Consider the following 24,719-nt stretch of genomic DNA (forward strand, 5'->3'; position numbering starts at 1 on the left):
CCGCACCATGAAACAACAACTCCAACGCCTCGCCGCTATCGCCGCCCTGGGCTTCGCCGGCCTCGCCGCCCAGGCCGCGCCGGTCGTCGTCGACGTCGCCGGTGCACAGAGCATCAACCTGCAGGGCGAGGCCGGCAACACGGTCTGGCTCATCGACATTGGCGCCAACGCGGTGTTGAACGCCGTGGACTGGTCCGTCGTGCTGAACGCCTTCGCCCCCAGCAGCCTGTCCGACATGCAGGTCAGCTTCGGCAACTCCAGCGGCCTGGATGCGATCAACCTCGCGCCGGACGTCGCCGATGGCTACAGCGGTGCCGGCAGCTACAGCGGCTCGTTCGACCTGACCGGACTGGGCCTCGCCGCCGGTGCCGACGGCCTGCTGCGCCTCGAGTTCAGCGAGGCCTACAAGGACTTCGCCACCAACGTGGCCGAAGGCCTGTGGGTCAGCGGCAGCCTGACTTTCGACGTGACGACCGCCGCCGCTCCCGAGCCCGGCAGCGCAGCGCTGGCGCTGCTGGCACTGGGCATGGTTTGCCTGCATGCTCGCCGCATGCGGCGCCACTGAGAACGGCAGGCCCGACAAATCACCGGGCCTGTCGCCGCCGTGCATCCAGGCAAACGGACACCGAAAAACAGCGTGCTTGCAGGGTTAGCCCTTCGCTGAGACGATGCTGCGGTGCATCGCCTTCGTCGCCTCACCCTCGCCACCCTTCCCGCCCTCCTCTGGCCCGCCACGTCGCCCGGCGCGGAGCCCACGGCGCCGCTGCAGCTGGTCACCAGCGAACTGCCACCGATGACGATCGCCGGCGAGGCCGGCAAGCGCGGTGTGCTGCTGGACCTGGTGGAGATGCTTCTCAGGCAGGCCGCCCTGCCCGCCGAGCCGGAGTTCTTTCCCTGGGCGCGCGCCATGCTTTTGGCCAGCGAGAAGCCGCGCACCCTCATCCTGCCGCTCAACCGCACGGCCGAGCGCGAGGCGCGCTTCCAGTGGCTGCTGAAGCTCTACGCTCAGCGTTTCACCTTCCTGACGCTGGTCGGCAAGCCGCGCGTCGAGACTCTCGAGCAGGCCCGCCGCCTGCGCATTGGCGGGCTGCGAGGCTCATCCAACCTCGACAAGCTGCGACAGGAGGGCATCGAGCCCGCGCGCGTCTACCAGTCCGCCAGCATCGGCGACATGCAGCGCGCGCTGGAGCGCGGTCTGGTCGATGCGCTCTACGGCAGCGAGCTGATCCACACCGACGCATGGCGCCGCAGCGGCCGCAACCCGGCGGACCTGCAGACCGGGCTGACGCTGGAGTCCGCCGACGTCTGGCTGGCCGCGCAGGGCGGCATCACCGAGGCCGAACTGGCCCGACTGCACCAAGCCCACGAGGCGCTGCTGGCCGACGGCAGCGTGGAACGCCTTTTCAAGCGATACGGCCTGAAGCTGCGACAGGAAGACCTGCGCTAGGGATGCACTCAGTGCTCACGGGTTCACTGCGCCCACGGCGGCGTGAACGGCGGCTTGTCGCCCACGATGGCCTGGCCACCCACCGGCAACACCGCCACCGTGCGGAACGGCGCATCGTGCGGGTTGTCGAGCTTCAGTTCCGCCTGAGCAGGCACGACGAGCGCACAACCGGGTGTCATCGCATACGCCTGGCCGTCCACCGTGGCGGTCGCGGTGCCCTCCAGCGCCACGAAGACCTCCTCACGCGTCAGGCGGTGAGGCACGCCGACGGAGTTGGGCGGCAGCGTGGTCACCCACACAGCGGTTTCCGTCGCGCCACGACTGGGCGCCGCCAGGCTGGTGAAGGAAGCGCCGTGCAGCTCGAAGCGCGGCGCGCTGGTGGGGTCGATGAAAGGCATGTGGGTCTCCTGCGACAATTGATTCACCTCACATTATTAACCTTGGCTAATCAATGTCAACCCAAGTCGCAAGCGAGCCACTGGACTTCGGCGTCCTGCTGAACGTCGCCTTCGGCGCCTTCAAGCAGCAGCTGCACCGTCATCTGTCGCAGGCCGGCTTCGATGACGTGGGGCCGTCGTTCGGCTACGTCTTTCGCCTGCTGCTGGCCCACCCCTCCAGCCTGCGGGAAGTGGCCGAGCGGCTGGGCATCTCGGCGCCCGGCGCGCTCAAGGTTGTCGACGACATGGTGGCCAAGGGCTACGTGGAGCGCAGCGAGCACCCACGGGACGGACGCATCAAGCAGCTGACGCTGACCTCACGCGGCCGCAGTGCCGTGGAAGCGGCGCGGAGCTTTCATGCGAAGTTCGAGCAGGAGCTGGTGCAACGGCTCGGCATCAGCGACGTGGCTGCCGCCCGCACGGTGCTCGAGCAGATGGTGGCGCACATGTCCGACGCCGAGCTGGAAGCAGGTCTGCGGCCGTCCTGAGGACGCTACTGCAGCACGAACACCGCCGCGCTGCGGGCCGGCACCTCGAAGCGCCCGTTGGCGAACCGGGCTTCGCGGCGCAGCCGCGTGTCGGCACCCTGGCGTTGCACGGGGTGCAGCCGCCAGTGCATGGATGCCTCGGTGGGCAGCTCCAGCACTTGCGCCGTCGGCGCGACGTTGATCAGCGTGATCACGGCCCGGTAGCCACCGAGCCCGCGGCCGTCGATGCGCGTCGCCACCAGCACCGGGTTCTGGTCTTTGCCGCTGCCGGGGAAGCTCACGCGCTTCTCGATCTCCGCCGCGCTGGGCAAGCGCAGCAGCGGCGTGCTGGCGCGGATCTTGAGCAGGTCGCGGAACACGTCTCGCGCCCAGGCGATGTCGCCCGGCGTCGGTGCAATCGACTTGTCGGCCAACCGCTCGCGGGCCAGCTCCCAGTCGCGGCCGTCCTGGCCGTAGTTGCCCTGTTTCGGTGGCAGCCCCGTGCCGAAGTGGTTGGTCTGGTAGCTCCAGTCCAGCCGGTTGAACCAGTCGCCGGAGTCGTAGCTGTTGCGATCCAGGCTCTTGCTGCGCAGGATGTCCTGGCCGGCGTGGAAGTAGGCCACGCCCTGGCTGAAGGCCACCAGCGCGGCGCCCAACATCTGCACGCGGGCGCGGTCCTCGCGGCTCGTCGCCAGCGGCAGCTTCAACGTGTTGACGTCGAACAGCGTCTGGTTGTCATGGTTCTCCACGTAGTTGACGACCTCGCCCGGCTCGCTGGCGAAGCCGGCGGGCTGGTCCCCGTAGGCGATCGCATCGAGGCGCTTCTTCTCGCCGCGCCACGTCGTCAGCTCGAAGCCGCGTAGCGACCCGGCCAGGCCTACGCGGATGAGATCGGCGGCGTCGAGCAGGTCGCTGCGCGAGCGGCCACCGCCCAGTGCGTTCGGGTCGTAGACGAGGCCGTTGAGCCAGCCCTGGTTGCGCACAATGGCGTCGCCCCCCTCGCCCGCGCCGCCGCCGCGCGCCGCGTCGCGCATGCGGTCGCTGAACGTTCCGATGCCGCTGCCATTCAGGCTCAGCTGCGAGGCCTGCCGGAAGCGCGCGCCGTTGGCGACCTCGCCGAAGTTCCAGCCCTCGCCCAGCAGCTGCACGGGCCAGCCGGCTTCGGCGTTGACGCGCCTCTGCAGCCGCTCCATCGCCCCGCGCGGCTGGTGGCCCATCAGGTCGAAACGCATCGAGTCGATCCGGTACTCGCGCACCCACAGCGCTGCCGAGTCGATCATCAGCTTGGCCATCATGCGGTGCTCGGTGGCGGTGTTGTCGCAGCAGGTGGAGCGTTCGATCCGCCCCTTGTCATCAAGCCGGTGGTAGTAGCCCGGCACGAGGCGGTCCAGCACGGACTTGGGCGCCTGGCCGGCGGCGGCCATGTGGTTGTAGACCATGTCCATGCCCACGCGCAGGCCGGCGCGATGCAGGGCCATCACCATCGCGCGGAACTCGACGACGCGGTTCAATGGGTCCGTCGCGTAGCTGCCCTCAGGCGCGTTGAAGTGCCAGGGGTCGTAGCCCCAGTTGAAGCAGTCCTCGGCCGCCAGCGCCACGACCGCCGCCTGCTGCGCCTCGCTGTCGGCTGGCGCGTCAGGCACCACGGGCGTCTTGCAGCCGCGTTCGGGCACGCTGGCGAGGTCGAACACGGGCAGCAGGTGCACATCGGTCAGGCCGGCGGCAGCCAGCGCCTTCAGGTGCTTCATGCCGTTGGACGCCGGCTCGGTGAAGGCCAGGTACTTGCCGCGCCAGGCGGGGCGCACGGTGTCGTCGCTGGCGGAGAAGTCGCGCACATGCAGTTCGTAGATGACCTGGTCGGTCGCCGCCTTCACGCGTGTCGGGCGTGGCGCGTCGTCCCAGCCCGGCGGCTTCAGCGCGGGCGAGGCCAGATCGGCCACGACGCTGCGCTGCGAGTCGGCCGTCAGCGCGACGGAATACGGGTCGGTGACGAGGTTGCGCACCCGGCCCTGCGTGGGCGTGACGACGTCGACGAGGTAGCGGTAGGCCTGGCCGCTCAGGTCGCCCTTCAGCTCGGCGCGCCAGACACCGGTGGCGGCGTCGAAGCGCATCGCGTCGGCCGCCACGGCGGGCGATTCGGCGCCGGCGTAGCGGCACAGCTGCACGCGCTGCGCCGTCGGTGCCCAGACGGCGAAGGTCGTACGCGCCTTGGCGGGGTGAGCGCCGAGGTCGCCCAGCCCCTCGGCTGCCGCATAGAGATCGTCCAGCGCACCGGGCGTCTGCAGGCCGGTCGCGGCGATGACGCGGCCATCCGCGGCCTCGTGCACCAGCAGCACCTGCTCGCGCAGCAGCCCGGCAACGTCCACGCCGGCTGCCACGGCAAAGCGCGGGCCGTCGCCGATGAAGCGAAAGCGTGCCGGCAACGCGGCACCGCTCGGCTGCAGGTCGACCGCGCCATCGGCACCCGCCACCGCCTCGCCCGCCACGGCCCGCAGGCTCGCCGCCCTCGCGTGATGCAGCCTCAGCCGCTCGCCGGCCCGCAGCGCCAGCCCTGGCCATTGCAGCGTGCGCGCATCCAGCCAGTAGGCCTCGGCCCGCTGCGGAGCCGCCGCCGCAGGCTCGGGCACCGCGGCGTTGCAGTCATCGAGATCGCCCGCCTGCGCGGCCGTGGCGGCGAGCAACAGGCCCAGCAGTGCAAGCCGCTTGAGGCGAGCCGTCATGAGGTCTCCTTTTGTAGTTGTCGGATAGTAGCAAAACTACATTTATCGAAAGCACCATGACAATTTCAATGGGCAACTCGCTATGCTTCGAGTCAAATCATGGCGTAGTTGGATTACACAGCACGCCGCATTGACCGGATTTCACCCGACATGCCCCAGCGTTTCCTGCTCTCCCTCGCCCTGGCCGTCAGCCTCACCGCCCAGGCCCAGATCGACACCTCCGCCGTGCCCGCCCAACCGCACGCCAGCACGCTGCCCGCGGACTGGCAGCACGGCGTCTTCATGGAAGTCTTCGTGCGCGGCTACCAGGACAGCAACGGCGACGGCGTCGGCGACCTCAAGGGCCTCACCCAGCGGCTGGACTACCTGAAGAAGCTCGGCGTCAGCGGCCTGTGGCTGATGCCCATCACCGCCAGCGGCGACCACGACCACGGCTACGCGACCACCGACTTCCGCAACATCGAGCCGCAGTACGGCACCCTGGCCGACTTCGACGAGCTGATCCGCGAGGCGCACAAGCGCGGCATCGGCATCGTCATGGACTACGTCATCAACCACGCGTCCTACCAGTTCCCGCCCTTCCAGCAGGCCGTGGCCGACCGCAACAGCCCGTGGCGCAACTGGTTCGTTTTCAACCCCGACCCCGGCCCGGGCTGGGACATTTGGGGCAAGGTGCCCTGGTACGACGCTGCCACCAAGCCCTGGGACTGGACCGGCGACTGGAAGGACCTGCCCGCCTTCAAACCCGGCTCGCCCGACATCTACTTCGGCACCTTCGGCCCGCCGATGCCCGACTTCAACCTGCGCAACCCAGCCGTCGTGCAGTACCACGAGGACTCGCTGCGCTTCTGGCTCAACCGCGGCCTGGACGGCTACCGGCTCGACGCCGTGCCGCACATGATCGAGAACAGCGCCAAGGACTGGAACGACCAGCCCGAGAGCCGCGCACTGACCAAGCACTTCCAGGACATGATCAAAAGCTACCCCGGCCGCTACGTCGTCTGCGAGGCCACGGCCGAGCCCATCGCCTACGGCAAGCCCGAGCTGTGCGGCGGCGCCTTCGCGTTCAACCAGAACTACGAGCTGATGAAGGCCGCCAAGGGCGATGCCGCGGCCGTGCAGAAGGTGGCCGATTACTACCGCGCGATGTCGCCGACGATGGCGACCTTCCTGCACAACCACGACATCTTCACCGGCCAGCGCGTGTGGGACCAGCTGCACGGCGACGAGGCGCGCTACCGTCTCGCCGCGGCCAGCTACCTTCTGCTGCCCGGCACGCCCTTCGTCTACTACGGCGAGGAGATCGGCCTGGCCGGCGTGGACGGCAAGGACGCCAGCGACGACGCACCGCTGCGCTCGCCGATGAGTTGGACCGCCAGCAACCGAGGCACAGATGGCTTCACGACGGGCAGCAAGCCCTACCGCCCGCTGGCACTGAACCGCAGCACGCACAACGCCGAGAGCCAGCAGCGCGACCCGGGCTCGCTGTTCAACTTCTACCGCGAGCTGATCGCGCTGCGCCGCGCCCTGCCGTCGCTGACGCTGGGCCGCTACGAAGCCGACAGGGTCGACAGCCAGGTCTGGACCTTCCAGCGCGTGCACGGCAGCGAGCGCACCGTCGTCGCCATCAACTACGGCGACCAGCCAGCCGCCACCACCGTCGCCGGCCGCAGCGCCCGCGCCGCCTACCCGCGCAACGGCGCGGCGCTGAAGGCTGGGGCCGACGGACAGCTCCACATCACGCTGCCGCCGCTGTCGCTGCGCGTCTACACGCTGAACCCCTGAGCCCTGCACGGCCACCCCGGAGGCCCGCATGAAAGCCCTGATCACCCTCGCCACCGCCCTGCTGATGACCTTGCCCACGATGGCCGCTGACACCTCCCACCGCATCGAACCGCCGAACTGGTGGGTCGGCATGCGCGACACCTCGCTGCAGCTGATGCTGCACGCCCCCGGCATCGCCGACGCCACGCCCGCCCTGGCCGCCTACCCTGGCGTCACGCTCAAGGCCAGCCACCGCGCGACCAGCCCCAACTACCTGTTCATCGACCTCGACATCGCGCCCGGCACGCAACCCGGTGAGCTGCAGCTGAGCGTAGCCGGCGAGACGCTGCGCTACCCGCTGCTCGCCCGCGCGCCCGGCTCGGCCGAGCGCCAGGGCTTCGGCCCGAAGGATGCGATCTACCTCGTCGTACCCGACCGCTTCGCCCAGGGTGGCAGCGGCCGACAGGCCGACATGAAGGAAGGCTCCGACCGCGCCGACCCCGGCGGCCGCCACGGAGGCGACCTCGCCGGCCTGCGCCAGCACCTCGACTACATCGCCGGCCTGGGCTTCACGCAGGTCTGGCCCACGCCGCTGGTCGAGAACAACAGCGCCAGGTACAGCTACCACGGCTACGCAGCGACCGACTTCTACCGCATCGACCCGCGCTTCGGCAGCAACGACGACTTCGGCGCCTTCGTGAACGAAGCGCGCGCCAAGGGCCTCGGCGTCATCCAGGACGTGGTGCTCAACCACATCGGCATCGGCCACTGGTGGATGGCCGACCTGCCCGCGCCGGACTGGATCAACCAGTGGCCGCAGTACACGGAAACGCACCATGCGCGCATGACGCTGCAAGACCCGTACGCGTCGGCCAACGACCGCAAGCAGTTCACCGACGGCTGGTTCGTGCACGGCATGCCCGACCTGAACCAGCGCCGACCGGAGCTGGCGACCTACCTCACGCAGATGACGCTGTGGTGGATCGAGACCTACGGCCTCTCGGGCCTGCGCACCGACACCTACTCCTACTCCGACCGCGAGTTCCTGACCCGCTGGTCCGCCCGCGTCATGCAGGAGTACCCGCACCTGAACATCGTCGGCGAGGAGTGGAGCCCGCACCCGGCCGTCGTGTCCTACTGGCAGCGCGGCAAGCGCAACCACGACGGCTACGTGTCGTACACGCCCAGCATGATGGACTTCCCGCTGCAGTCCAACCTGCTCGCCGCGCTGACCGAAGCCGATGGCGCCCACACGGGCCTGACGCGGCTCTACGAAGGCCTGGCGCACGACTTCGTCTACCCCGACCCGGCCAACCTCGTGCTGTTCGACGGCAACCACGACACGCCGCGCATCTTCTCGCTGCTGAAGAACGACGTCGGCCTGACCAAGATTGCGCTGGCCTACCTCGCCACGACGCGGCGCATCCCGCAGCTGTTCTACGGCAGCGAGCTGCTGATGCAGAGCCCCACCGAACGCGACGACGGCCGCGTGCGTGCCGACATGCCGGGCGGCTGGGCGGGCGACCAGGCCAACGCCTTCACCGGCGCGGGGCTCAGCGACGAGCAGCGCGACATGCAGGACTGGACGCGGCGCCTCTTCACCTGGCGCAAGACCGCCGGCGTCATCCACGACGGCGCACTGATGCAGTTCGCGCCGCTGGAGGGCGTCTACGTCTTCTTCCGCTACGACGCGAAGCGCACGGTCATGGTGGTGATGAACAAGAACGCGGCGCCGGCGGAGCTGGCATTGAAGCGCTTCAACGAGCGCATCTCGGCCGGCCAGCGCGCGCGCGACGTGCTCGGCGGCCAGACGCTGACGCTGGGTGACCGCATCACCGTGCCGGCGCGCAGCCCGCTGATCCTGGAGATCGAGCGCTGAGGCGCTGACGTAACGGCCCTTCACAGCCGCTGAGTGCCGCGCTCAAGGCTGCGCCCCTAGCGTGACCAGCGCTGTGACCAGCGTTGCAGCGTGCAGGAGGGTGTGCTCGAGGTTGGGAACGATCCGCCCCGGCCTCGCGGGCAGCAGGGTCGTCGTGACGGCGTGAATGCGCTGGTGCACGGCCAGCCAGCGCCCTAGCGTGTCGCCGCCCTGGAAGTCGGAAGTGCCGAGGGCGAGCAACCCGTTGTAGAGGCGGCGCCACGCTCCCTGGGGCACGAAGAGGTACGGCACCCACCAGATGACGAGCTCGATGCCGAAGAGGACGAAGTAGTAGACGCAGGCGTAGCGAAGCAGCACGGGGATGCCGAGCGCGGTACCCGCCACCGCCAGCCCCATCAGCAGCATGTTGACGCCCATCTCGACGCCCCGCTCCTTGCGCGAGTAAAAGCGGGCCCCATTGAACGGGAAGAAGTCGACGAAGGTCGTCACCTGGTGGTAAGCCAGCAGCGCCACCTGGCAGCCGACGGCGAGGATGGCTTGCTTCACACGGACTAACGTCGAAGCTCAGCGGGACGCCGAAGGCGTCCGCTGCAGTGCGGGGTTGGGCGTCAGCGCGAATAGTGGCACGTGATCTTCCGCACAGTGCCGGACGTGTCCGCGATGAACGAAATTTCCGGAAAGCCACCTCCACGTCGCCCTGCGGGGGTAGGGCTGGTTAGGAAGTAACTCGCTGAAGCCCCGGCCTCGAAGCTTGTTGGGAAGAAGCCCGCCGAATTCTTCATCTCGAAGTCTGGCTTCGGCAGTGCGGCGACGACCTCTACCAACTTAAAGCCGTTCAATTGATCCAGATTGGCTGGGCACGCATAGTCCGTCCGTGTGCCCATAGGCAGTGATCGAGCCCTGGTTAGGTCGGCACTCAACTGTGCAAGAAGGGGATGCAAATCGGCGGCGGCGGCTTGCGCCATCACGAGCAATCCTATGCAACCTGCAATGATCTTCATCGTGATGCCCAACGTCGGCGCTCAGCGGGCGGCGTAGCCGTCCGCTGCAGCAAAAGGTTGAACGGATTCATGGAATTCCACTCGCATGAAACTGAACTCCACGGCTCCCTCGCAGGGGACCTCGCCGACATCGATGCGGAAGCCTAGAACTTCGATGATGCCGGCCGCTTGGTCCACCACATGGCCAACGCCACGATACGCATACGGACCGATTTTCTCCATCCGCTCGACAGATCGTTGCGCTTTCAGGTCTTCAGGCCAGTCCGAGAGGTGGGCAGCTTGAATCTCTGCGTCGAGAGCGGACAAGGCGTTTTCGACCAGTTCGCCTTCTGCTAAGTCACGCGCAAAGCAGAAAGCCTCGATCTGGCCGTGCGCGCTGCGAAGCGTCACAGACGCGCAATCATCACCGGGCGAATACGGCTCGACGCGATCAACAAGCAGCGTTTTCATAGCCGTTCAACGTGTTCTCGGGAGACAGCCGGCGCCTCCCATGCAGGCGCGCTGCGCCCTAAAAATGCGGGTACGTCAATACTCAAGTGCTTGATTCATCGGGGCTCTTCCTGGTTTTTATGTATTTTTATACAGCATTAAATTTCTAACAAAAGCGGCGCGTCGTTACAAGTTCTCGCCGAGGCCGCTCGCCCCTGGGAGTTTCATGATGCCAGCCCCGTTGCCTGCCCTGCCACCTCGGAAACACCTCCGGCCCAACCGCTCCGTCGACTTGCCGCCGTTGCGCGCGACGAGGTTGCTAGATCAGTTGCGGGAACGGCTGCGGCCCATGCACTAAAGCTTGCGCACGGAGGAGGTGTATGCCTACTGGGTCAAGGCCTTCATCCGCCTCCATGGCCTGCGGCATCCCGCCGAACTGGGCGGGCTGAAGATGGAAGCGTTGCTGACAAGCCCGACGAATCTGGTTGACAGCGACCATCGAGATGGCCGGACCAGCAAAGCTTCGAGCTCGCTCCGCGAAGGAAGAGGCGCTCCGCCTTCATGGGCTCACCCGTTACCGCAGCCCATACCACCCGGCCATTCGATCTCATGCGCCCAGATCGCACCATCATCTTGTATCCATCGCCGCCGTCGCCGGCGGTCTCCCGCACGCGGAACGAGCCGTCAGGCTCGACGGTGTAGGTGGCTTCATAGTCACCGTCGGCCGCGATGAATCTCATCGGCCCAGACCAAGCATGCAAAGGGGCCAGGGAACTCCGGTCGATCAACGAGGCAGTAGGCGCCCATCCCTCACCCAAATGGTTTCGGATCTTTGTCCACGACGCTGAGCGCTCAATCGGTGTACTGACGATTAACGGAGGCAGATGGACGAGGGCAGCCCCGTGCGGCTCGGTAGCCAACGAAATCGCATCTGCATGGGTAACGGCTTGCTCAGCAGCAACCGCGGGCATGAGGACACCGAGTACGCATGCGCCTGCGACCAGGGCGAAGTGGATGGGCCTGAATTGCATGACGCCGAGTGTCGGAGATGACGCATGAATACGGGCTGACACACTTCCTCGCCTCCGCCGATTGTGGAATTCAGGGGCCGCACGGGCTGAGTAGACCGCCCCCTTCAGCGCCCCGACAGCCTCTCACTACCGCTGCCGATCAATCTGCAAACCACACACCACGCACCGATGCTGACGCCGTGCGCAGGTGTCGCAGAGCTTCCAGGCGTTGTTGCGGTAGTGGCGCTCATTGCCCACACTTTGCCCGTCCCATCTTTCGCCGCATTCGGGACAGGTGCCGAACGACCTGACTGTCACTGCACCTTCGCACGTCTCGCTGCAATAGAGCTCAGGGTTGTTCGTCGACATGGGAACGAATCGTCAGCCGCAGCGATATTTCACGCAACACGCGGCAAGCCGGGTCACGTCGCCTCAAGGCGCACACCGCACGCCGATGGGCGCAGGCTTCAGGGCCTCGTGCTCGCTCGCCAGGTGCCAGCGATACACGCCCGGCCCGAGCATCGTGATCGCCCATTCGCCGGCAAGCGGATCGGAGGGCTCGCTGTGGCCCTTGAATTGCACGTACAGCGAATGCTCGTCGCTGCGGGTGACGTCCAGGTCCAGCGTCTCGCTGGCGCGGGCCTTCAACTTCTGCTGGATGGCGATGACCAGGTGCTGGCCATCGGCCGACAGGTCGAAGCGCTGATACCGGTTGGAGGGCGTGCAGGCGTAGCGGCTGTGCAGGCTTTCCGCCCACAGGCCCGCCAAATCGGCGCGGTCGAACGCCGAGGCTTGCTGCGACGCTCCCAGCACGACGAGCACCCCGACGGCAATGAATGGCAGGCGCATGACGCCCCCTTCTGCGGTTGAAACGGCGTGATCGTACGCGGCAGGGCGCGTGAGGCGCCGATGATCCGGCGCCCGCCTCCCGCGCGGCGGCCCCCGCGTCAGGCCGGCAGCTTCAGCAACTCGAACGGCCCACGGCCGGACGCCGCCGTGATGAGGCCCAGCACGCGCGTCGGTTCGCTGCCGATCCAGTCCCAGTGGAAGCGCCAGCCCCAGTTGCCGCCCAGCACGCCGGGCACGTTCATGCGATGTTCGGAGCCCAGGCCCAGCACGTCCTGCAGCGGGTAGACGGCCGTGTTGGCCACGGAGTTGGCGCAGGCGCGGATCATGGCCCAGTGCACGTCGTGCTCGCCGCACGCGAGATAGGAGCCGGCAAACGCGCGCTCGCGGGCCTTGGCCTGGTTCCACCAGCCGCGCACGGTGTCGTTGTCGTGCGTGCCGGTGTAGGCCACCGATGCGGTGGGCCACATGTGCGGCAGGAACTCGTGGTCGCCCTCGGCGCCGAAGGCGAACTGCAGGATCTTCATGCCGGGAAAGCCGCAGCCGTCGCGCAGCTCGTGCACATCGTCGGTGATGAAGCCCAGGTCCTCGGCCACGATGGGCAGCTCGCCCAGTGCCGACTTGATGGCCTCGAACAGCGCCATGCCGGGGCCGGTCTTCCACTCGCCGCGCTTGGCGTCGGGGCTGTCGCCGGGGATCTCGTAGTAGCCGGCAAAGCCGCGGAAGTGGTCGATGCGGAATACGTCGGCCTGGCTCAGCGCGCGCTTCACGCGGGCCGTCCACCAAGCGTAGTTCTCCTCGGCCATCTTGTCCCAGCGGTACAGCGGGTTGCCCCAGCGCTGGCCCAGCGGGCCCAGGTCATCGGGCGGCACGCCGGCGACGACGGTGGTCTGGAAGTTCTCGTCCAGCGAGTACAGGTCGGGGCGCGACCAGCAGTCGGCGCTGTCGTGCGCGACGAAGATGGGCAGGTCACCCATGAGGTGCACGCCACGCTCGTTGGCGTAGGCCTTGAGCGCGCCGATCTGCACGTCGAACTGCCACTGCACGAACTGCCAGAAGGCGATCTCGTCGGCGTAGTCCTTGCGGGCCTGGGCGATGGCAGCGGGCTCGCGCTTCTTGAGGCCTTCGCTCCACTCCCACCACGGCTGGCCGTTCAGCGGCGAGCGGATGGCCATGAACAGCACGTAGTCGTCCAGCCAGCTCTGCGCCTCCAGGCACCACTTGCCAAAGGCGATGCGGTCGGCGTCTGCCGCGTTGGCGAAGAAACCCTTGGCGGCCTCGCGCAGCTGCTGCTCGCGCCACGGCGTCACGCGGCCATAGTCGACATGCTCGCCGTTGAAGTGCGGCACGTCGGGTTGCTTCAGCCAGCCCTTGGCGATCAGCGGCTCCAGCGCCACCATCCATTGGCTGCCGGCAAAGGCGGACACGCCCTGGTAGGGCGAGTCGCCGGGACCGATAGGCGTCGTCGGCAGCAGCTGCCAGACGCTCTGGCCGGCGGACTGCAGCCAGTCGACGAAGCGGTAGGCATCGGGGCCGAAGTCGCCCATGCCGTGCGGGCCGGGCAGCGAGGTGATGTGCAGCAGCACACCGGAGGAGCGTTGGTTGAGATTCATTGATGTCTCAAGACAAGGAGCGAACGGGCCGGCACGTTGAGCGGCTGGCCGGGGAGGACGAGCGGCGCGGCCGATTCGCCGCTGCTGTCGAGCACGAGCTGCCACGGCCCGTTGCAGAGCAGGAAGGGCAAGGGCGTCGCATCAGGGTTGAAGACGATCATCAGCCGCGGCGCGCTGGCGCCGGCTTCGCGCAACTGCGCACCGAAGGCGCGCTGGCCGGCGTCGTGCCAGTCGTGCGGCGTCATCTCGTGACCGCTGGGTGCGTACCAGGCGATGCAGGCGTCGCCCGAGCCGCTGGCGAACCAGCGCGGATGGCGCAGCAGCGGCTCCTGCGCACGCAGCGCCAACAACTGCGAGACCAGCTCGGTCATGCGGCCGTCGGCGCTGTCCCAGTTCAACCACGTCGTCGGGTTGTCCTGGCAGTAGGCGTTGTTGTTGCCGCCCTGGCTGTTGCCGATCTCGTCGCCGGCGCACAGCATGGGCGTGCCCTGGGCCAGCAGCAACGTGGCCATCAGCGCACGGCGCACGCGCTCGCGCGTGGTGTTGATGGCGGCGTCGTCGGTCGGCCCCTCGGCGCCGAAGTTCGCACACAGCTCACCGTCGCGGCCGTCACGGTTGTCCTCGCCGTTGGCGTGGTTGTGCTTGGTGCTGTAGCTGGTCAGGTCGGCCAGCGTGAAGCCGTCGTGCACGGCGATGAAGTTGATCGACGCCGTCGGCTGGCGTTGGCCGTGGTGGAACACGTCGCTGGACGCCATGAAGCGCCGCGCCAGCTCGCCACGGCCCACGCCCGGGCCGGCGCCCAGCCAGTAGCCGCGCACGGCGTCGCGGAACTTGTCGTTCCACTCCAGGAAGCGGCCAGGGAAGCGGCCGACCTGGTAGCCGTCGTAGGCCGCGTCCCAGGGCTCGGCGATGAGGTGCACGCCGGCGAGCACCGGGTCCTGCCGCATCGCGGTGAAGAAGGCGGCGTTGGGGTCGAAGCCGTGCGAGCTGCGGCCCAGCACGGGCGCCAGGTCGAAGCGGAAGCCGTCCACACCCATCTCGGCGACCCAGTAGCGCAGCGAGTCCAGCACGAACTGCGTGACGCGCGGGTGCGACGCATGCAGCGTGTTGCCACAGCCCGTCAGGTTCTCGTAGCGGCTCCAATCGCCGGCCACGAGGCGGTAATAGCTCTTGTTGTCCAGCCCGCGCAAGCAGAGCGTGGGGCCGAACTCGTTGCCTTCGGGCGTGTGGTTGTAGACGACGTCCAGCACCACCTCCAGGCCGGCGTCGTGCAGCTCGCTGACCATCTGCCGGAACTCGGCAGTCACCGCGGTCGGGTCGTTGCGGTGCTCGGCCTTCGCCCAACGCGGGTCCGGGCAGAAGAAGCCCAGCGTGTTGTAGCCCCAGTAGTTGTGCAGGCCGCGCTCGGCAAGGTGGGGCTCGTCGATGCAGTAGTGCACCGGCAGCAGCGACAGCGTCGTGACGCCCAGGCGCTTGAAGTGCGCGATGGACGCGGGGTGAGCCAGGCCGGCGTAGGTGCCGCGCAGGTCCTCCGGCACGCCAGGCAGCAGCTTGGAGAAGCCCTTGACGTGAACCTCGTAGAGCACGACGTCGCTCGGCGCGCGGCGCGGGCGGTGCGCGCGGGCGTAGGCCACCGGCGGCGGCGCGACGCGGGCCTTCAGCGCCTGCGTGGCGTTGTCGCGGTGGTCCAGCGAACGCGGGCCGTCAGGGTGGCCCAGCTCGTAGCCATGGTGCTCGGCGCGCCAGCCGAAGTGGCCAACGATCTCGCGCGCCCATGGGTCCAGCAGCAGCTTGTGCGGGTTGAAGCGGTGGCCCTGCTCGGGCGCGTACGGGCCGTGCGCGCGGATGCCGTAGACGAGGCCGGGGCCGACGCCGGGCAGGAAGCCGTGGAAGACGCCGTCGAACGGCCCGGCCAGCTCGTAGCGGCGCAGCTCACGCTGGCCTTCGGCGTCGAACACACACAGCTCGATGCGCGTCGCGTTATCGCTGGCCACGGCGAAGTTCACGCCGCCGTCGCGGGCGAGCGCGCCGAGCGGCTCGTGCCAGCCGGGTTGGAGATCGGGCAGATGAGCCATGGACTGCAGACTCAGTTTCAGATCGGGACGAAGAAAAGCGTGGCCAGGGGTGGCAGGTTGATCGTGATGGACAGGCGCTTGCCATGCGCCGGCTGGGCCTGCACCGGCAGGCCGGCGGCGGCGACGCCGTTGCCCATGTTGCTGCCACCGTAGTAGGCCGAATCGGTGTTGAGCGCTTCCTTCCAGGCCGTCACGCCGTCGGGCACGCCCAGCGAGTAGCCCTCGCGCGGCACCGGCGTCATGTTGCAGACGACGATGACCATGCGGCCCGTGCCGTCGCGGCGCACCCAGGCGTAGATGGAATGCTCGGCGTCGTGCGCGCTGATCCACTCGAAGCCGCCGGCCTCGCAGTCCAGCCGGTGCAGTGCGGACTGCTCGCGGTAGAGCTTGTTGAGGTCGCGCACCAGGCGCTGCACGCCCGCGTGGCGGTCGTCCTCCAGCAGGCCCCAGGGCAGGCCCTCGGCATGGTTCCACTCGTTGCGCTGCGCGAACTCCTGGCCCATGAACAGCAGCTTCTTGCCGGGATGGCCCCACATGAAGCCGTAGTAGGCGCGCAGGTTGGCGAACTTCTGCCAGTCGTCGCCCGGCATCTTGGAAAGCATCGAGCCCTTGCCGTGCACGACCTCGTCGTGCGAGATCGGCAGCATGAAGTTCTCGCTGAACGCGTAGATCAGGCCGAAGGTCATCTTGTCGTGATGCCAGCGGCGGTTGATCGGGTCCTCGGCCATGTAGCGCAAGGTGTCGTTCATCCAGCCCATGTTCCACTTGTAGTGAAAGCCCAGGCCGCCCGCGTACGTGGGCGCCGAGACGCCGGGGAAGCTGGTGCTTTCCTCGGCCACGGTGATCGCGCCTTCGATCTCGCCGACATGCTCGTTCATCTCGCGCAGCATCGAGATGGCTTCGAGGTTCTCGCGGCCACCGCGGATGTTGGGAATCCACTCGCCGGCAGGCCGCGAGTAGTCGCGATAGAGCATGCTGGCGACAGCGTCCACGCGCAGGCCATCCACGCCCCAGCGCTCGATCCAGTACAGCGCGCTGCCGATCAGGAACTGGCGCACCTCGGTGCGGCCGAAGTTGTAGATCAGCGTGTTCCAGTCGCGGTGGAAGCCTTCCTTGGGGTCGGCGTACTCGTAGATGCGCGTGCCGTCGAACTCGGCCAGGCCGTGCGCGTCCATCGGGAAGTGCGCGGGCACCCAGTCCAGCAACAGACCCAGGCCCGCGTCGTGGCAGGCCTTCACGAAACGAGCGAAACCCTCGGGCGGGCCGAAGCGGGCGCTGGGCGCGTACATGCCCAGCGTCTGGTAACCCCAGGAGCCGTCGAACGGGTGCTCGCTGATGGGCATCAGCTGCAGGTGCGTGAAGCCCAGGTCGGCCACGTAGGCCGGCAGTTGCTCGGCCAGCTCATCCCAGGTCGGGAACTCGCCGGTCAGCGGGCGGCGCCACGACGCCGCATGCACCTCGTAGACGCTGATGGCCGACTCGCGCCGGTTGGCACGCTCGCGCTGGCGGGGCAGCGCTGTCGGTTCGGGCAAGGGAGCCACGATGCTGGCGTTGTCCGGCCGCAGCTGGGCGCGGCGGGCGTAGGGGTCGGCCTTCAGCGGCAGCAGCGTGCCGTTGCCGGAGACGATCTCGAACTTGTAGAGATCGCCCTCGCCCGCGTGTGGCACGAAGATCTCCCACACGCCGGCCATGTGCCGCAGCCGCATCGGGTGGCGGCGGCCGTCCCAGTTGTTGAAGTTGCCGACGACGCTGACGCGCTTCGCGTTGGGCGCCCAGACGGCGAAGCGCACGCCGCTGACATCACCGTACTGCACGAGGTGAGCGCCCAGGCTCAGGAAGGGGCGGAAGTTGCGGCCCTCGGCCAGCGCCTTCAGCTCCTCATCACTGAGCTGCGGGTAGAAGTTGTACGGGTCGGCGTAGACGCCTTCCCCGCCCCCGGCCCAGCGCACAGCCAGCCGGTAGTCGAAGCGGTGCTTGCGGCGCGGTACCTGGGCTTCGAAAAAGCCGGGGCGACGCTGGCCAAGATCGACGATGTGCTTCTTGCTGCCGGCATCCAGCAGCCCGACCTCAGACGCCCCGGGCAGCAGCACACGCACCCACAGCCGACCACTGTCGTCCGCGTGAAGGCCCAACCGAGCGAAGGGGTCGGCGTGGCGGCCTGCGAGAAGGGCGTCGAGGTCGGCGTCTGTGAGCATCGTCAGGTGTTCAAACTCTTCACGGACCAGACACGGTCCACATACTCGGCGATCGTGCGATCGGACGAGAACGGGCCCATGCCAGCGATGTTGCGCAGTGCGCGTTCGGCCCAGGCAGTACGGTCGGCGAACAACGTGTCGACCTTGGCCTGGGTGGCGACGTAATCGGCGAAATCGGCCATCAGCAGGTACACGTCGCGATGCAGCAGGCTGTCGACGAGGCTGCGATAGCGCTCGGTGTCGCCATTGCTGAAGACACCGGCCGAGATGGCGTCGATGACGCGCTTGAGCTGGCGATTCTCTTCGACATACAGCCGCGGGTCGTAGCCCAGCTGCTTGATCTTGGCGACGGCATCCGCGCGCAGGCCGAACACGAACATGTTCTCCACGCCCATGGCCTCGGCCATCTCGATGTTGGCGCCGTCCCAGGTGCCGATCGTGACCGCGCCGTTCATGCCGAACTTCATGTTGCCGGTGCCCGAGGCCTCGGTGCCGGCCGTCGAAATCTGCTCGGACAGGTCGGCCGCCGGGATGATGCTTTCGGCCAGCGTGACACTGTAGTTGGGCAGGAAGACGAGCTTGAGCTTGTCGCCCACGCGCGGGTCGCTGTTGATGACGCGAGCAACGTCGTGCGCCAGGCGCACGATGCTCTTGGCCATCTGGTAGGCCGAGGCGGCCTTGCCGGCAATGATGACCGTGCGCGGCACCCAGTTCGCATCGGGGTTGTCGCGGATCGCCTGGTAGCGGGCGATGACGTGCAGCAGGTTCAGCAGCTGGCGCTTGTACTCGTGGATGCGCTTGATCTGGATGTCGAACAGGCTGTCGACATTGACCGAGATGCCCAGCTCGCGGCGGATCACTGCGGCCAGGCGCTCCTTGTTGGCGCGCTTGACGGCCAGGAACTCAGCACCCAGCTCGCGGTTGGCCGCCAGCGGCGCCAACTCGCCCAGCTCCGCCAGGTTCTTGCGCCAGCCGTCGCCGATGCGGCTGTCCAGCAGGCTGGACAGCGCCGGGTTGGCCTGCTGCAGCCAGCGGCGCGGCGTGACGCCGTTGGTGACGTTGTGGAAGCGGTCCGGCCAGATGCGGGCGTAGTCGGCAAAGATGGTCTGCACCATCAGCTCGGAGTGCAGCGCGGCGACACCGTTAACGCGGTGCGACGCGACCAGCGCGAGCGACGCCATGCGCACGCGGCGCTCGCTGCCGTGGTGGCCTTCGTCGATGAGCGAAACGCGTGCGGCCAGCGCATCGTCGCCGGGGAAGCGCGCCTTCAGTTCGTCCAGGAAACGCTGGTTGATCTCGTAGATGATTTCCAGATGACGCGGCAGCAGGTGCTCGAACATGCGCACCGGCCAGGTCTCCAGCGCCTCCGGCATCAGCGTGTGGTTGGTGTAGGCCACCGCCTGGCGCGTGATCTTCCAGGCCTCGTCCCAGCCCAGGCCGTGCTCGTCCAGCAGCAGGCGCATCAGCTCGGCGGGGGCCAGCGCGGGATGCGTGTCGTTGAGGTGGATGGCGTTGGTCTTGCCCAGGTCGTGCAACGAGCCGAACTCGCGCAGGTGGCGCGCGATCAGGTCCTGCAGCGACGCGCTGACGAGGAAGGCCTCCTGCTTCAGGCGCAGCTCGCGGCCCTGCTCGGTGGAGTCGTCCGGGTAGAGCACCCAGTTCAGCGCATCGGCCAGCACCTGGTGGCGCGCGGCGCGGGCGTAGTCGCCTTCGCAGAACGGCTTGAACGCGATGGGCGCGGCCGTGGCCTGCCACTGACGCAGCGTGGAGACGCGGTCACTGTGGTGGGCGGGCACGATGAAGTCGAAGGCCTGCGCCTCGATCTCCTCGGCCGGCTGCCAGCGACGCACGCCCGAGGCATCCACCTCCACACGGCCACCGAAGCCGACATGGAAGCGCACGTCGTGGCGCGGCAGCTCCCAGGCGGGGCTGTTGCGCGTCCAGTCGTCGGGCTGCTCCAGTTGGCGCCCCTGCTGGATGACCTGCGCGAACGTGCCGTAGCGGTAGCGCAGACCGTAGCCGAACGACGGCAGTTCCAGCTCGGCGAACGAGTCCAGGAAGCACGCTGCCAGCCGGCCCAGACCGCCGTTGCCCAGGGCTGCATCGGGTTCGCGCTCCAGCACGTCGCCCAGCGACTGGCCCTGCTCGGCCAGCTTGGCCTCCAGCGGCTCGGTCAGCTTCAGTGCCGCCAGCGCGTTGGACAGCGCACGGCCCATCAGGAATTCCATCGACAGGTAGTGCACGCGGCGCACGGGCGCCTTGTCGCCACGCTTGGCGTCTTCGGCCTGTGTCTTTGCCCAGCGACGGGCGAGCGTCTCGCGACAGGCAATGGCTGCGGCATGCAACGCCGCCTGCGGCGTCGCGCCATGGCTGGATTGGGACAGTTCGCGCTCGTAGGCGGTCTCGAAAGCGGCGCGCAAGGCCTTGGTTTCAGCAGAGACGGCAGGAGCGGCGGACGGCTTCATCGCAGTGGCCTTGGAAGTACGTTCAACGGTCAGCGAGGAGCTGAGGCGGGTTCGGGTGTTCATCAGTGCCAGCCCTCGGCGACGAGGACAAGAATGCTACCGGATAGCAGCGACGCCCGAAGTATCGGGCAGCTCCGGCCCGTTGTGTAGTTTGACTACATCGGGAAAACCCGGTTCTATTTGTAAATCGTTGATTTGCAATGAATTCATGTCAACAAAAGCGAGCAATCTCTGTTGTTGCCGACCTTCATGACAATGTATATTGTCTACAAAGACGGGCAAAGACGAGAAATTTGAGCCCGATTTGGTGAGACAGGCCGGCCCCAAACACCCGGCGACAGAAAGGTTAGAAGTGGCAGACGTTCGACTGACCGGCGTGGAGAAAGCCTATGGCGACATCCGCATCCTGCACGGCATCGACCTGGAGATCCGCGACGGCGAGTTCATGGTGTTCGTGGGCCCGTCGGGCTGCGGCAAGAGCACGCTGCTGCGCTCCATCGCCGGGCTGGAAGAGATCACCGGCGGCGAGCTGACCATCGGCGGCCGCGTCGTCAACGACGTGCCACCGGCCGAGCGCGGCATTGCCATGGTGTTCCAGTCCTACGCGCTCTACCCGCACATGAACCTGTTCGACAACATGGCGTTCGGGTTGAAGCTGGCCAAGGTGCCGAAGGCCGAGATCGAGACGGCCGTGCGGGCCGCTGCCAAGATCCTGCACATCGAGCATCTTCTGGACCGCAAGCCCAAGGACCTCTCCGGCGGCCAGCGCCAACGCGTGGCGATCGGCCGGGCCATCGTGCGCAAGCCCGAGGTCTTCCTGTTCGACGAGCCCCTGTCCAACCTCGACGCGGCCTTGCGCGTGCGCATGCGCTACGAGTTCGCCAAGCTGCACGAAGACCTCAAGACCACGATGATCTATGTGACGCACGACCAGGTGGAGGCCATGACGCTGGCCGACCGCATCGTCGTGCTGTCGGCCGGCAAGGTGGAGCAGGTCGGCTCGCCGCTGGAGCTGTACGAGCATCCACGCAACCTGTTCGTGGCGGGTTTCATCGGCAGCCCCAAGATGAACTTCATCGCCGGCGAGATCGCCGCGACCGAGCCGGGTCATGTGGACATCAAGCTGACTGGCGGCGACGTGCAACTGCGCGCGCTGGTGGACGGCGGCGCCGCCAAGGTGGGCGACAAGGTGACGCTGGGCGTGCGCCCCGAGCACATCCGCCAGGGCGGCGATGGCAACCTGCTGCACAGCACCGTGGCCTTCGTCGAGTCGCTGGGCGGCCTGACCTTCGCCTACTGCCCCTACCCCGGACTGGAAGAGCCGCTGACCTGCCAGTTCGAGGGCCGCAACGGCACCGACCGCCTGCGCAGCGGCCAGGACCTCGCGCTGCACCTGCCGCCGCAGGCGCTGTATGTGTTCGACACCGACGGCAACGCGCTGCGTCGCCTGGCCGCGCCGGAGCTGTCGGCATGATGGCGCCCCTCGCCCAGTCCCGCACCGCTGAACGCGGGCGCGCCCGGTCGGTCCCCCGAGGGGACGGCGATGCGTGCCGGATCGACCGTCACGCACATCGCCCGGCGGGCCGGCTTGGGAGCGGCCCGGCGCTCGGCCCGAAGAAGAAGGCCACCTTGGCGCTTTTGACGTCTCTATGCCTCGCGGCGCCAGCCCTCGCCGACACGCCCAGGCTGCTCGTCTGGATCAACGGCGACAAGGCCTACAACGGCCTGCAGAAGGTGGGCAATGCGTTCGAGAAAGTCTCGGGCGTCAAGGTCGTCGTCGAGCACCCGGTGGATGTGACCGACAAGTTCCAGCAGGCCGCTGGCGCCGGCAAGGGGCCGGACATCTTCTGCTGGCCGCACGACCGCGTCGGCGAATGGGCCAAGGCCGGATTGCTGACGCCGCTGCGCCCGTCAGCCAGGCTGAAGGCCGAGGTCGAGGACCAGGCCTGGACAGCCATGACCTACCGCGGCCGCATCTGGGGCTACCCGCTGGCCATCGAGACAACCGGCCTCATCTACAACAAGGCCCTCGTCCCCAAGCCGCCCGCCACGTGGGACGAGGTGATCGAACTCGACAAGCGGCTCGCCCAACAGGGCAAGCACGCCATCCTCTGGCACTACAACAAGAGCTTCTTCAGCTGGCCGGTGCTGGCCGGCCCCGGCGGCGTCATCTTCGGCCGTGATGCGCAGGGCGACTTCGATCCGCGGCAGGTCGACGTCAACAACGCCGGCGCGCTGGCCGGCGCACAGGTCATCGACCGCCTCATCAAGGGCGGCCACATGCCCAAGGGTGCCAACTACGCCGAGATGGAATCCGCCTTCGCCCGCGGCGAGGTGGCCATGATGATCTCCGGCCCCTGGGCCTGGGACAACGCCAAGCGCGCCAAGATCGACTTCGGCGTCGCCCCCATCCCGGCCGTCGTTCCCGGCAAGCCGAGCAAGAGCTTCGTCGGCGTGCTGGGCTGCATGATCTCGGCGCCCAGCAAGAACAAGGACATCGCCAAGGAGTTCATCGAGAACCACCTGATGCGCCCCGAGGCCCTGAAGGTGCTGGATGCCGACGTCCCTATCGGCGTGCCGGCCAACAAGGCCTTCTACGCCGAGCTGTCGGTGAACCCGCTGATCGCGGCGAGCATGACCAACGCACGCAACGGTGCGCCGATTCCGAACATCCCCGAGGTGGGCCGCTTCTGGACCGCGATGGACGCGGCGCTGGAAGCCATCACGAACGGACTGCAATCCCCGAAGGACGCGCTGGACGGCGCCGCCGCACGGATGCTGCTGAACAAATGAACGCTGCCACCACTTCCATGCTCGGACAAGGCAGCTACTCGACGCTGCCACCGACACTGATCGAGAAGCTCGCCAGGTGGCTGTACTGGCCCGCCGTCGCGGCGCTCGTCGTCGGCGCGCTGTACTTCGTCTTCGTCGTCTACGCGACCGGCCAGGTCGCCTGGGCCACGGGCCTGCTGGTGCTGCTCGCGGCCGGCTTCTACGTGTATCTCAGCCGCGGCGGCTTCGCGTGGCGCTACCTGTTCCCCGGCCTGGCCGGCATGCTCATCTTCATCGCCTTCCCGCTGGTCTACACCGCGCAGATCGGCTTCACGAACTACTCCAGCACCCACCTGCTCGGCGAGGGCCGCGTGCGCGAATACCTGCTGGAGCAGCACGACGCCGTCGAAGACCAGGTGCTGGGCTACAGCCTGCACGCCAGCGGCGCCGAGTACCGCCTCGTGCTGAACGCGGACGGCGAGGCCGCGCCACGCTGGGTGTCGCCGCCGCTCGCGCTGCGCGCCGGCAAGGACCTGCGCGTCGACATGAGCGCCGCAGACGCCACGACGGCGTCGGGCACCGCCCTGCCCTTGCCTGAACTCATCAGGCACCGCGACGCGCTCGGCAAGCTGGTGCTCGTGCTGCCCGACAAGACCGAGCTGCACTACCTCGGCCTGCGCGAGTTCGGCCCCATCAAGCCGCAGTGGACGGCGAATGCCGACGACAGCCTGACGCGCACCGCCGACGGTGTGGTCTTCAAGCCCGACCGCAACACCGGCTTCTTCCAGTCCGCCGCCGGCGAGACGCTGCAGCCCGGCTTCAAGGCCTTCATCGGCGTGGGCAACTACGCCCGCATGCTGTTCGACGCCGAGTTCCGCGGCCCCTTCCTGTCCATCTTCACGTGGACGGTCGTGTTCTCGGCGCTGACGGTGTTCTTCGCCACGGCCATCGGCATGCTGTTCGCCGTGATGCTGAACTGGGAGGGCATGCGCTTTCGCACCACCTACCGCACGCTGCTGTTCCTGCCGTACGCGGTGCCCGGCTTCATCTCCATCCTCGTGTTCAAGGGCCTGTTCAACCAGAACTTCGGCGAGATCAACGCCATCCTGGACGCGCTGGTGGGTGTCAAGCCGGCATGGTTCGCCGACCCGTTCCTGGCCAAGACGATGCTCGTCATCGTCAACGTCTGGCTGGGCTACCCCTACGTGATGATCCTGTGCTCCGGGCTGCTGAAGTCCATCCCCGCGGACCTCTACGAAGCCTCGGCGCTGGCTGGTGCCGGCCCGGCGACCAACTTCCTGAAGATCACCGCGCCGCTCATCATCAAGCCGCTGGCGCCGCTGCTGGTGAGCGCGTTCGCGTTCAACTTCAACAACTTCGTGCTGATCGCGCTGCTGACCGACGGCCGGCCGGACTTCCTGTCCACCAAGCTGCCGGCAGGCCAGACCGACATCCTCGTCAGCTACACCTACCGCATCGCCTTCCGCGACTCAGGCTCCGACTTCGGCCTCGCCGCGGCGATCTCGACGCTGATCTTCTTCCTCGTCGCGGCGCTGTCGTTGATCAACCTGCGCCTCAGCGCGAAAGCTCAGAAGTAAT

The 24,719-nt window shown here is 67.7% G+C and carries 18 protein-coding genes; 8 read left to right on the top strand and 10 right to left on the bottom strand.

What is annotated here, in order from left to right:
• Positions 1 to 7 precede the first annotated feature (7 nt).
• A complete protein-coding gene (locus ACG04R_RS04125; protein ID WP_394406601.1) occupies positions 8 to 565 on the top strand; it encodes a PEP-CTERM sorting domain-containing protein in 558 nt (185 codons plus the stop codon).
• A 111-nt stretch (positions 566 to 676) separates the two neighbouring features.
• Positions 677 to 1,447, top strand: a complete 771-nt coding sequence (locus ACG04R_RS04130) for a substrate-binding periplasmic protein (protein ID WP_394406602.1) — start codon at positions 677 to 679, stop codon at positions 1,445 to 1,447.
• A 23-nt stretch (positions 1,448 to 1,470) separates the two neighbouring features.
• Here ACG04R_RS04130 and ACG04R_RS04135 read toward each other — a convergent pair whose 3' ends face one another.
• Positions 1,471 to 1,845 (bottom strand): cupin domain-containing protein, encoded by a 375-nt coding sequence (locus ACG04R_RS04135; RefSeq protein ID WP_394406603.1) that lies wholly within the window; start codon positions 1,843 to 1,845, stop codon positions 1,471 to 1,473.
• 53 nt (positions 1,846 to 1,898) lie between these two features.
• Here ACG04R_RS04135 and ACG04R_RS04140 point away from each other — a divergent pair, with 53 nt between their 5' ends.
• A complete protein-coding gene (locus ACG04R_RS04140; RefSeq protein ID WP_394406604.1) occupies positions 1,899 to 2,372 on the top strand; it encodes a MarR family winged helix-turn-helix transcriptional regulator in 474 nt (157 codons plus the stop codon).
• Positions 2,373 to 2,377: 5 nt separating this feature from the next.
• Here ACG04R_RS04140 and ACG04R_RS04145 read toward each other — a convergent pair whose 3' ends face one another.
• Positions 2,378 to 5,071: an alpha-1,6-glucosidase domain-containing protein gene (locus ACG04R_RS04145; RefSeq protein ID WP_394406605.1), complete on the bottom strand. Its 2,694-nt coding sequence runs from the start codon at positions 5,069 to 5,071 to the stop codon at positions 2,378 to 2,380.
• Positions 5,072 to 5,221: 150 nt separating this feature from the next.
• On the opposite strand from ACG04R_RS04145, the gene ACG04R_RS04150 reads away from it, so the two are divergent.
• Both ACG04R_RS04150 and ACG04R_RS04155 read left to right on the top strand, forming a co-directional pair.
• On the top strand, positions 5,222 to 6,856 hold the full coding sequence (locus tag ACG04R_RS04150; RefSeq protein ID WP_394406606.1) for an alpha-amylase family glycosyl hydrolase: 1,635 nt from the start codon (positions 5,222 to 5,224) through the stop codon (positions 6,854 to 6,856).
• 28 nt (positions 6,857 to 6,884) lie between these two features.
• On the top strand, positions 6,885 to 8,714 hold the full coding sequence (locus ACG04R_RS04155; protein ID WP_394406607.1) for a glycoside hydrolase family 13 protein: 1,830 nt from the start codon (positions 6,885 to 6,887) through the stop codon (positions 8,712 to 8,714).
• A 42-nt stretch (positions 8,715 to 8,756) separates the two neighbouring features.
• On the opposite strand, the gene ACG04R_RS04160 is transcribed toward ACG04R_RS04155, so the two are convergent.
• The 8 genes from ACG04R_RS04160 to ACG04R_RS04195 all read right to left on the bottom strand — a co-directional run bounded on the left by ACG04R_RS04160 (position 8,757) and on the right by ACG04R_RS04195 (position 20,411).
• A complete protein-coding gene (locus ACG04R_RS04160; protein WP_394406608.1) occupies positions 8,757 to 9,260 on the bottom strand; it encodes a hypothetical protein in 504 nt (167 codons plus the stop codon).
• A gap of 62 nt (positions 9,261 to 9,322) precedes the next feature.
• The gene (locus ACG04R_RS04165) at positions 9,323 to 9,715 is read right to left on the bottom strand and encodes a hypothetical protein (RefSeq protein WP_394406609.1); all 393 of its coding nucleotides are present in this window, start codon (positions 9,713 to 9,715) and stop codon (positions 9,323 to 9,325) included.
• A 21-nt stretch (positions 9,716 to 9,736) separates the two neighbouring features.
• A complete protein-coding gene (locus tag ACG04R_RS04170) occupies positions 9,737 to 10,165 on the bottom strand; it encodes an uS13 family ribosomal protein (protein ID WP_394406610.1) in 429 nt (142 codons plus the stop codon).
• Positions 10,166 to 11,586: 1,421 nt separating this feature from the next.
• Positions 11,587 to 12,003 carry a hypothetical protein gene (locus ACG04R_RS04175; protein ID WP_394406611.1) on the bottom strand — a complete coding sequence of 139 codons (417 nt, stop codon included), beginning with the start codon at positions 12,001 to 12,003 and terminating at the stop codon, positions 11,587 to 11,589.
• Positions 12,004 to 12,101: 98 nt separating this feature from the next.
• On the bottom strand, positions 12,102 to 13,613 hold the full coding sequence (gene malQ / locus ACG04R_RS04180; protein ID WP_394406612.1) for a 4-alpha-glucanotransferase: 1,512 nt from the start codon (positions 13,611 to 13,613) through the stop codon (positions 12,102 to 12,104).
• Positions 13,610 to 15,688, bottom strand: a complete 2,079-nt coding sequence (gene glgX / locus ACG04R_RS04185) for a glycogen debranching protein GlgX (protein ID WP_394406613.1) — start codon at positions 15,686 to 15,688, stop codon at positions 13,610 to 13,612. Before glgX ends, malQ begins: the two co-directional genes overlap by 4 nt.
• Positions 15,689 to 15,705: 17 nt before the next feature.
• Positions 15,706 to 17,883, bottom strand: coding sequence for a 1,4-alpha-glucan branching protein GlgB (gene glgB / locus ACG04R_RS04190; protein WP_394406614.1), 2,178 nt, complete (start codon positions 17,881 to 17,883; stop codon positions 15,706 to 15,708).
• 2 nt (positions 17,884 to 17,885) lie between these two features.
• Positions 17,886 to 20,411, bottom strand: coding sequence for a glycogen/starch/alpha-glucan phosphorylase (locus ACG04R_RS04195; protein ID WP_394406615.1), 2,526 nt, complete (start codon positions 20,409 to 20,411; stop codon positions 17,886 to 17,888).
• A 289-nt stretch (positions 20,412 to 20,700) separates the two neighbouring features.
• On the opposite strand from ACG04R_RS04195, the gene ACG04R_RS04200 reads away from it, so the two are divergent.
• From ACG04R_RS04200 to malF, 3 genes are all read left to right on the top strand, one after another.
• Positions 20,701 to 21,822 carry an ABC transporter ATP-binding protein gene (locus ACG04R_RS04200; protein ID WP_394406616.1) on the top strand — a complete coding sequence of 374 codons (1,122 nt, stop codon included), beginning with the start codon at positions 20,701 to 20,703 and terminating at the stop codon, positions 21,820 to 21,822.
• A 155-nt stretch (positions 21,823 to 21,977) separates the two neighbouring features.
• Positions 21,978 to 23,141: a maltose/maltodextrin ABC transporter substrate-binding protein MalE gene (gene malE, locus ACG04R_RS04205; RefSeq protein ID WP_394406617.1), complete on the top strand. Its 1,164-nt coding sequence runs from the start codon at positions 21,978 to 21,980 to the stop codon at positions 23,139 to 23,141.
• Positions 23,138 to 24,718, top strand: a complete 1,581-nt coding sequence (gene malF, locus ACG04R_RS04210; protein ID WP_394406618.1) for a maltose ABC transporter permease MalF — start codon at positions 23,138 to 23,140, stop codon at positions 24,716 to 24,718. The genes malE and malF overlap by 4 nt, the downstream gene beginning before the upstream one ends.
• Position 24,719: the final 1 nt, after the last annotated feature.

The organism is Pelomonas candidula, assembly GCF_043555985.1.
Taxonomy (GTDB): Bacteria; Pseudomonadota; Gammaproteobacteria; order Burkholderiales; family Burkholderiaceae_C; genus Pelomonas; species Pelomonas candidula.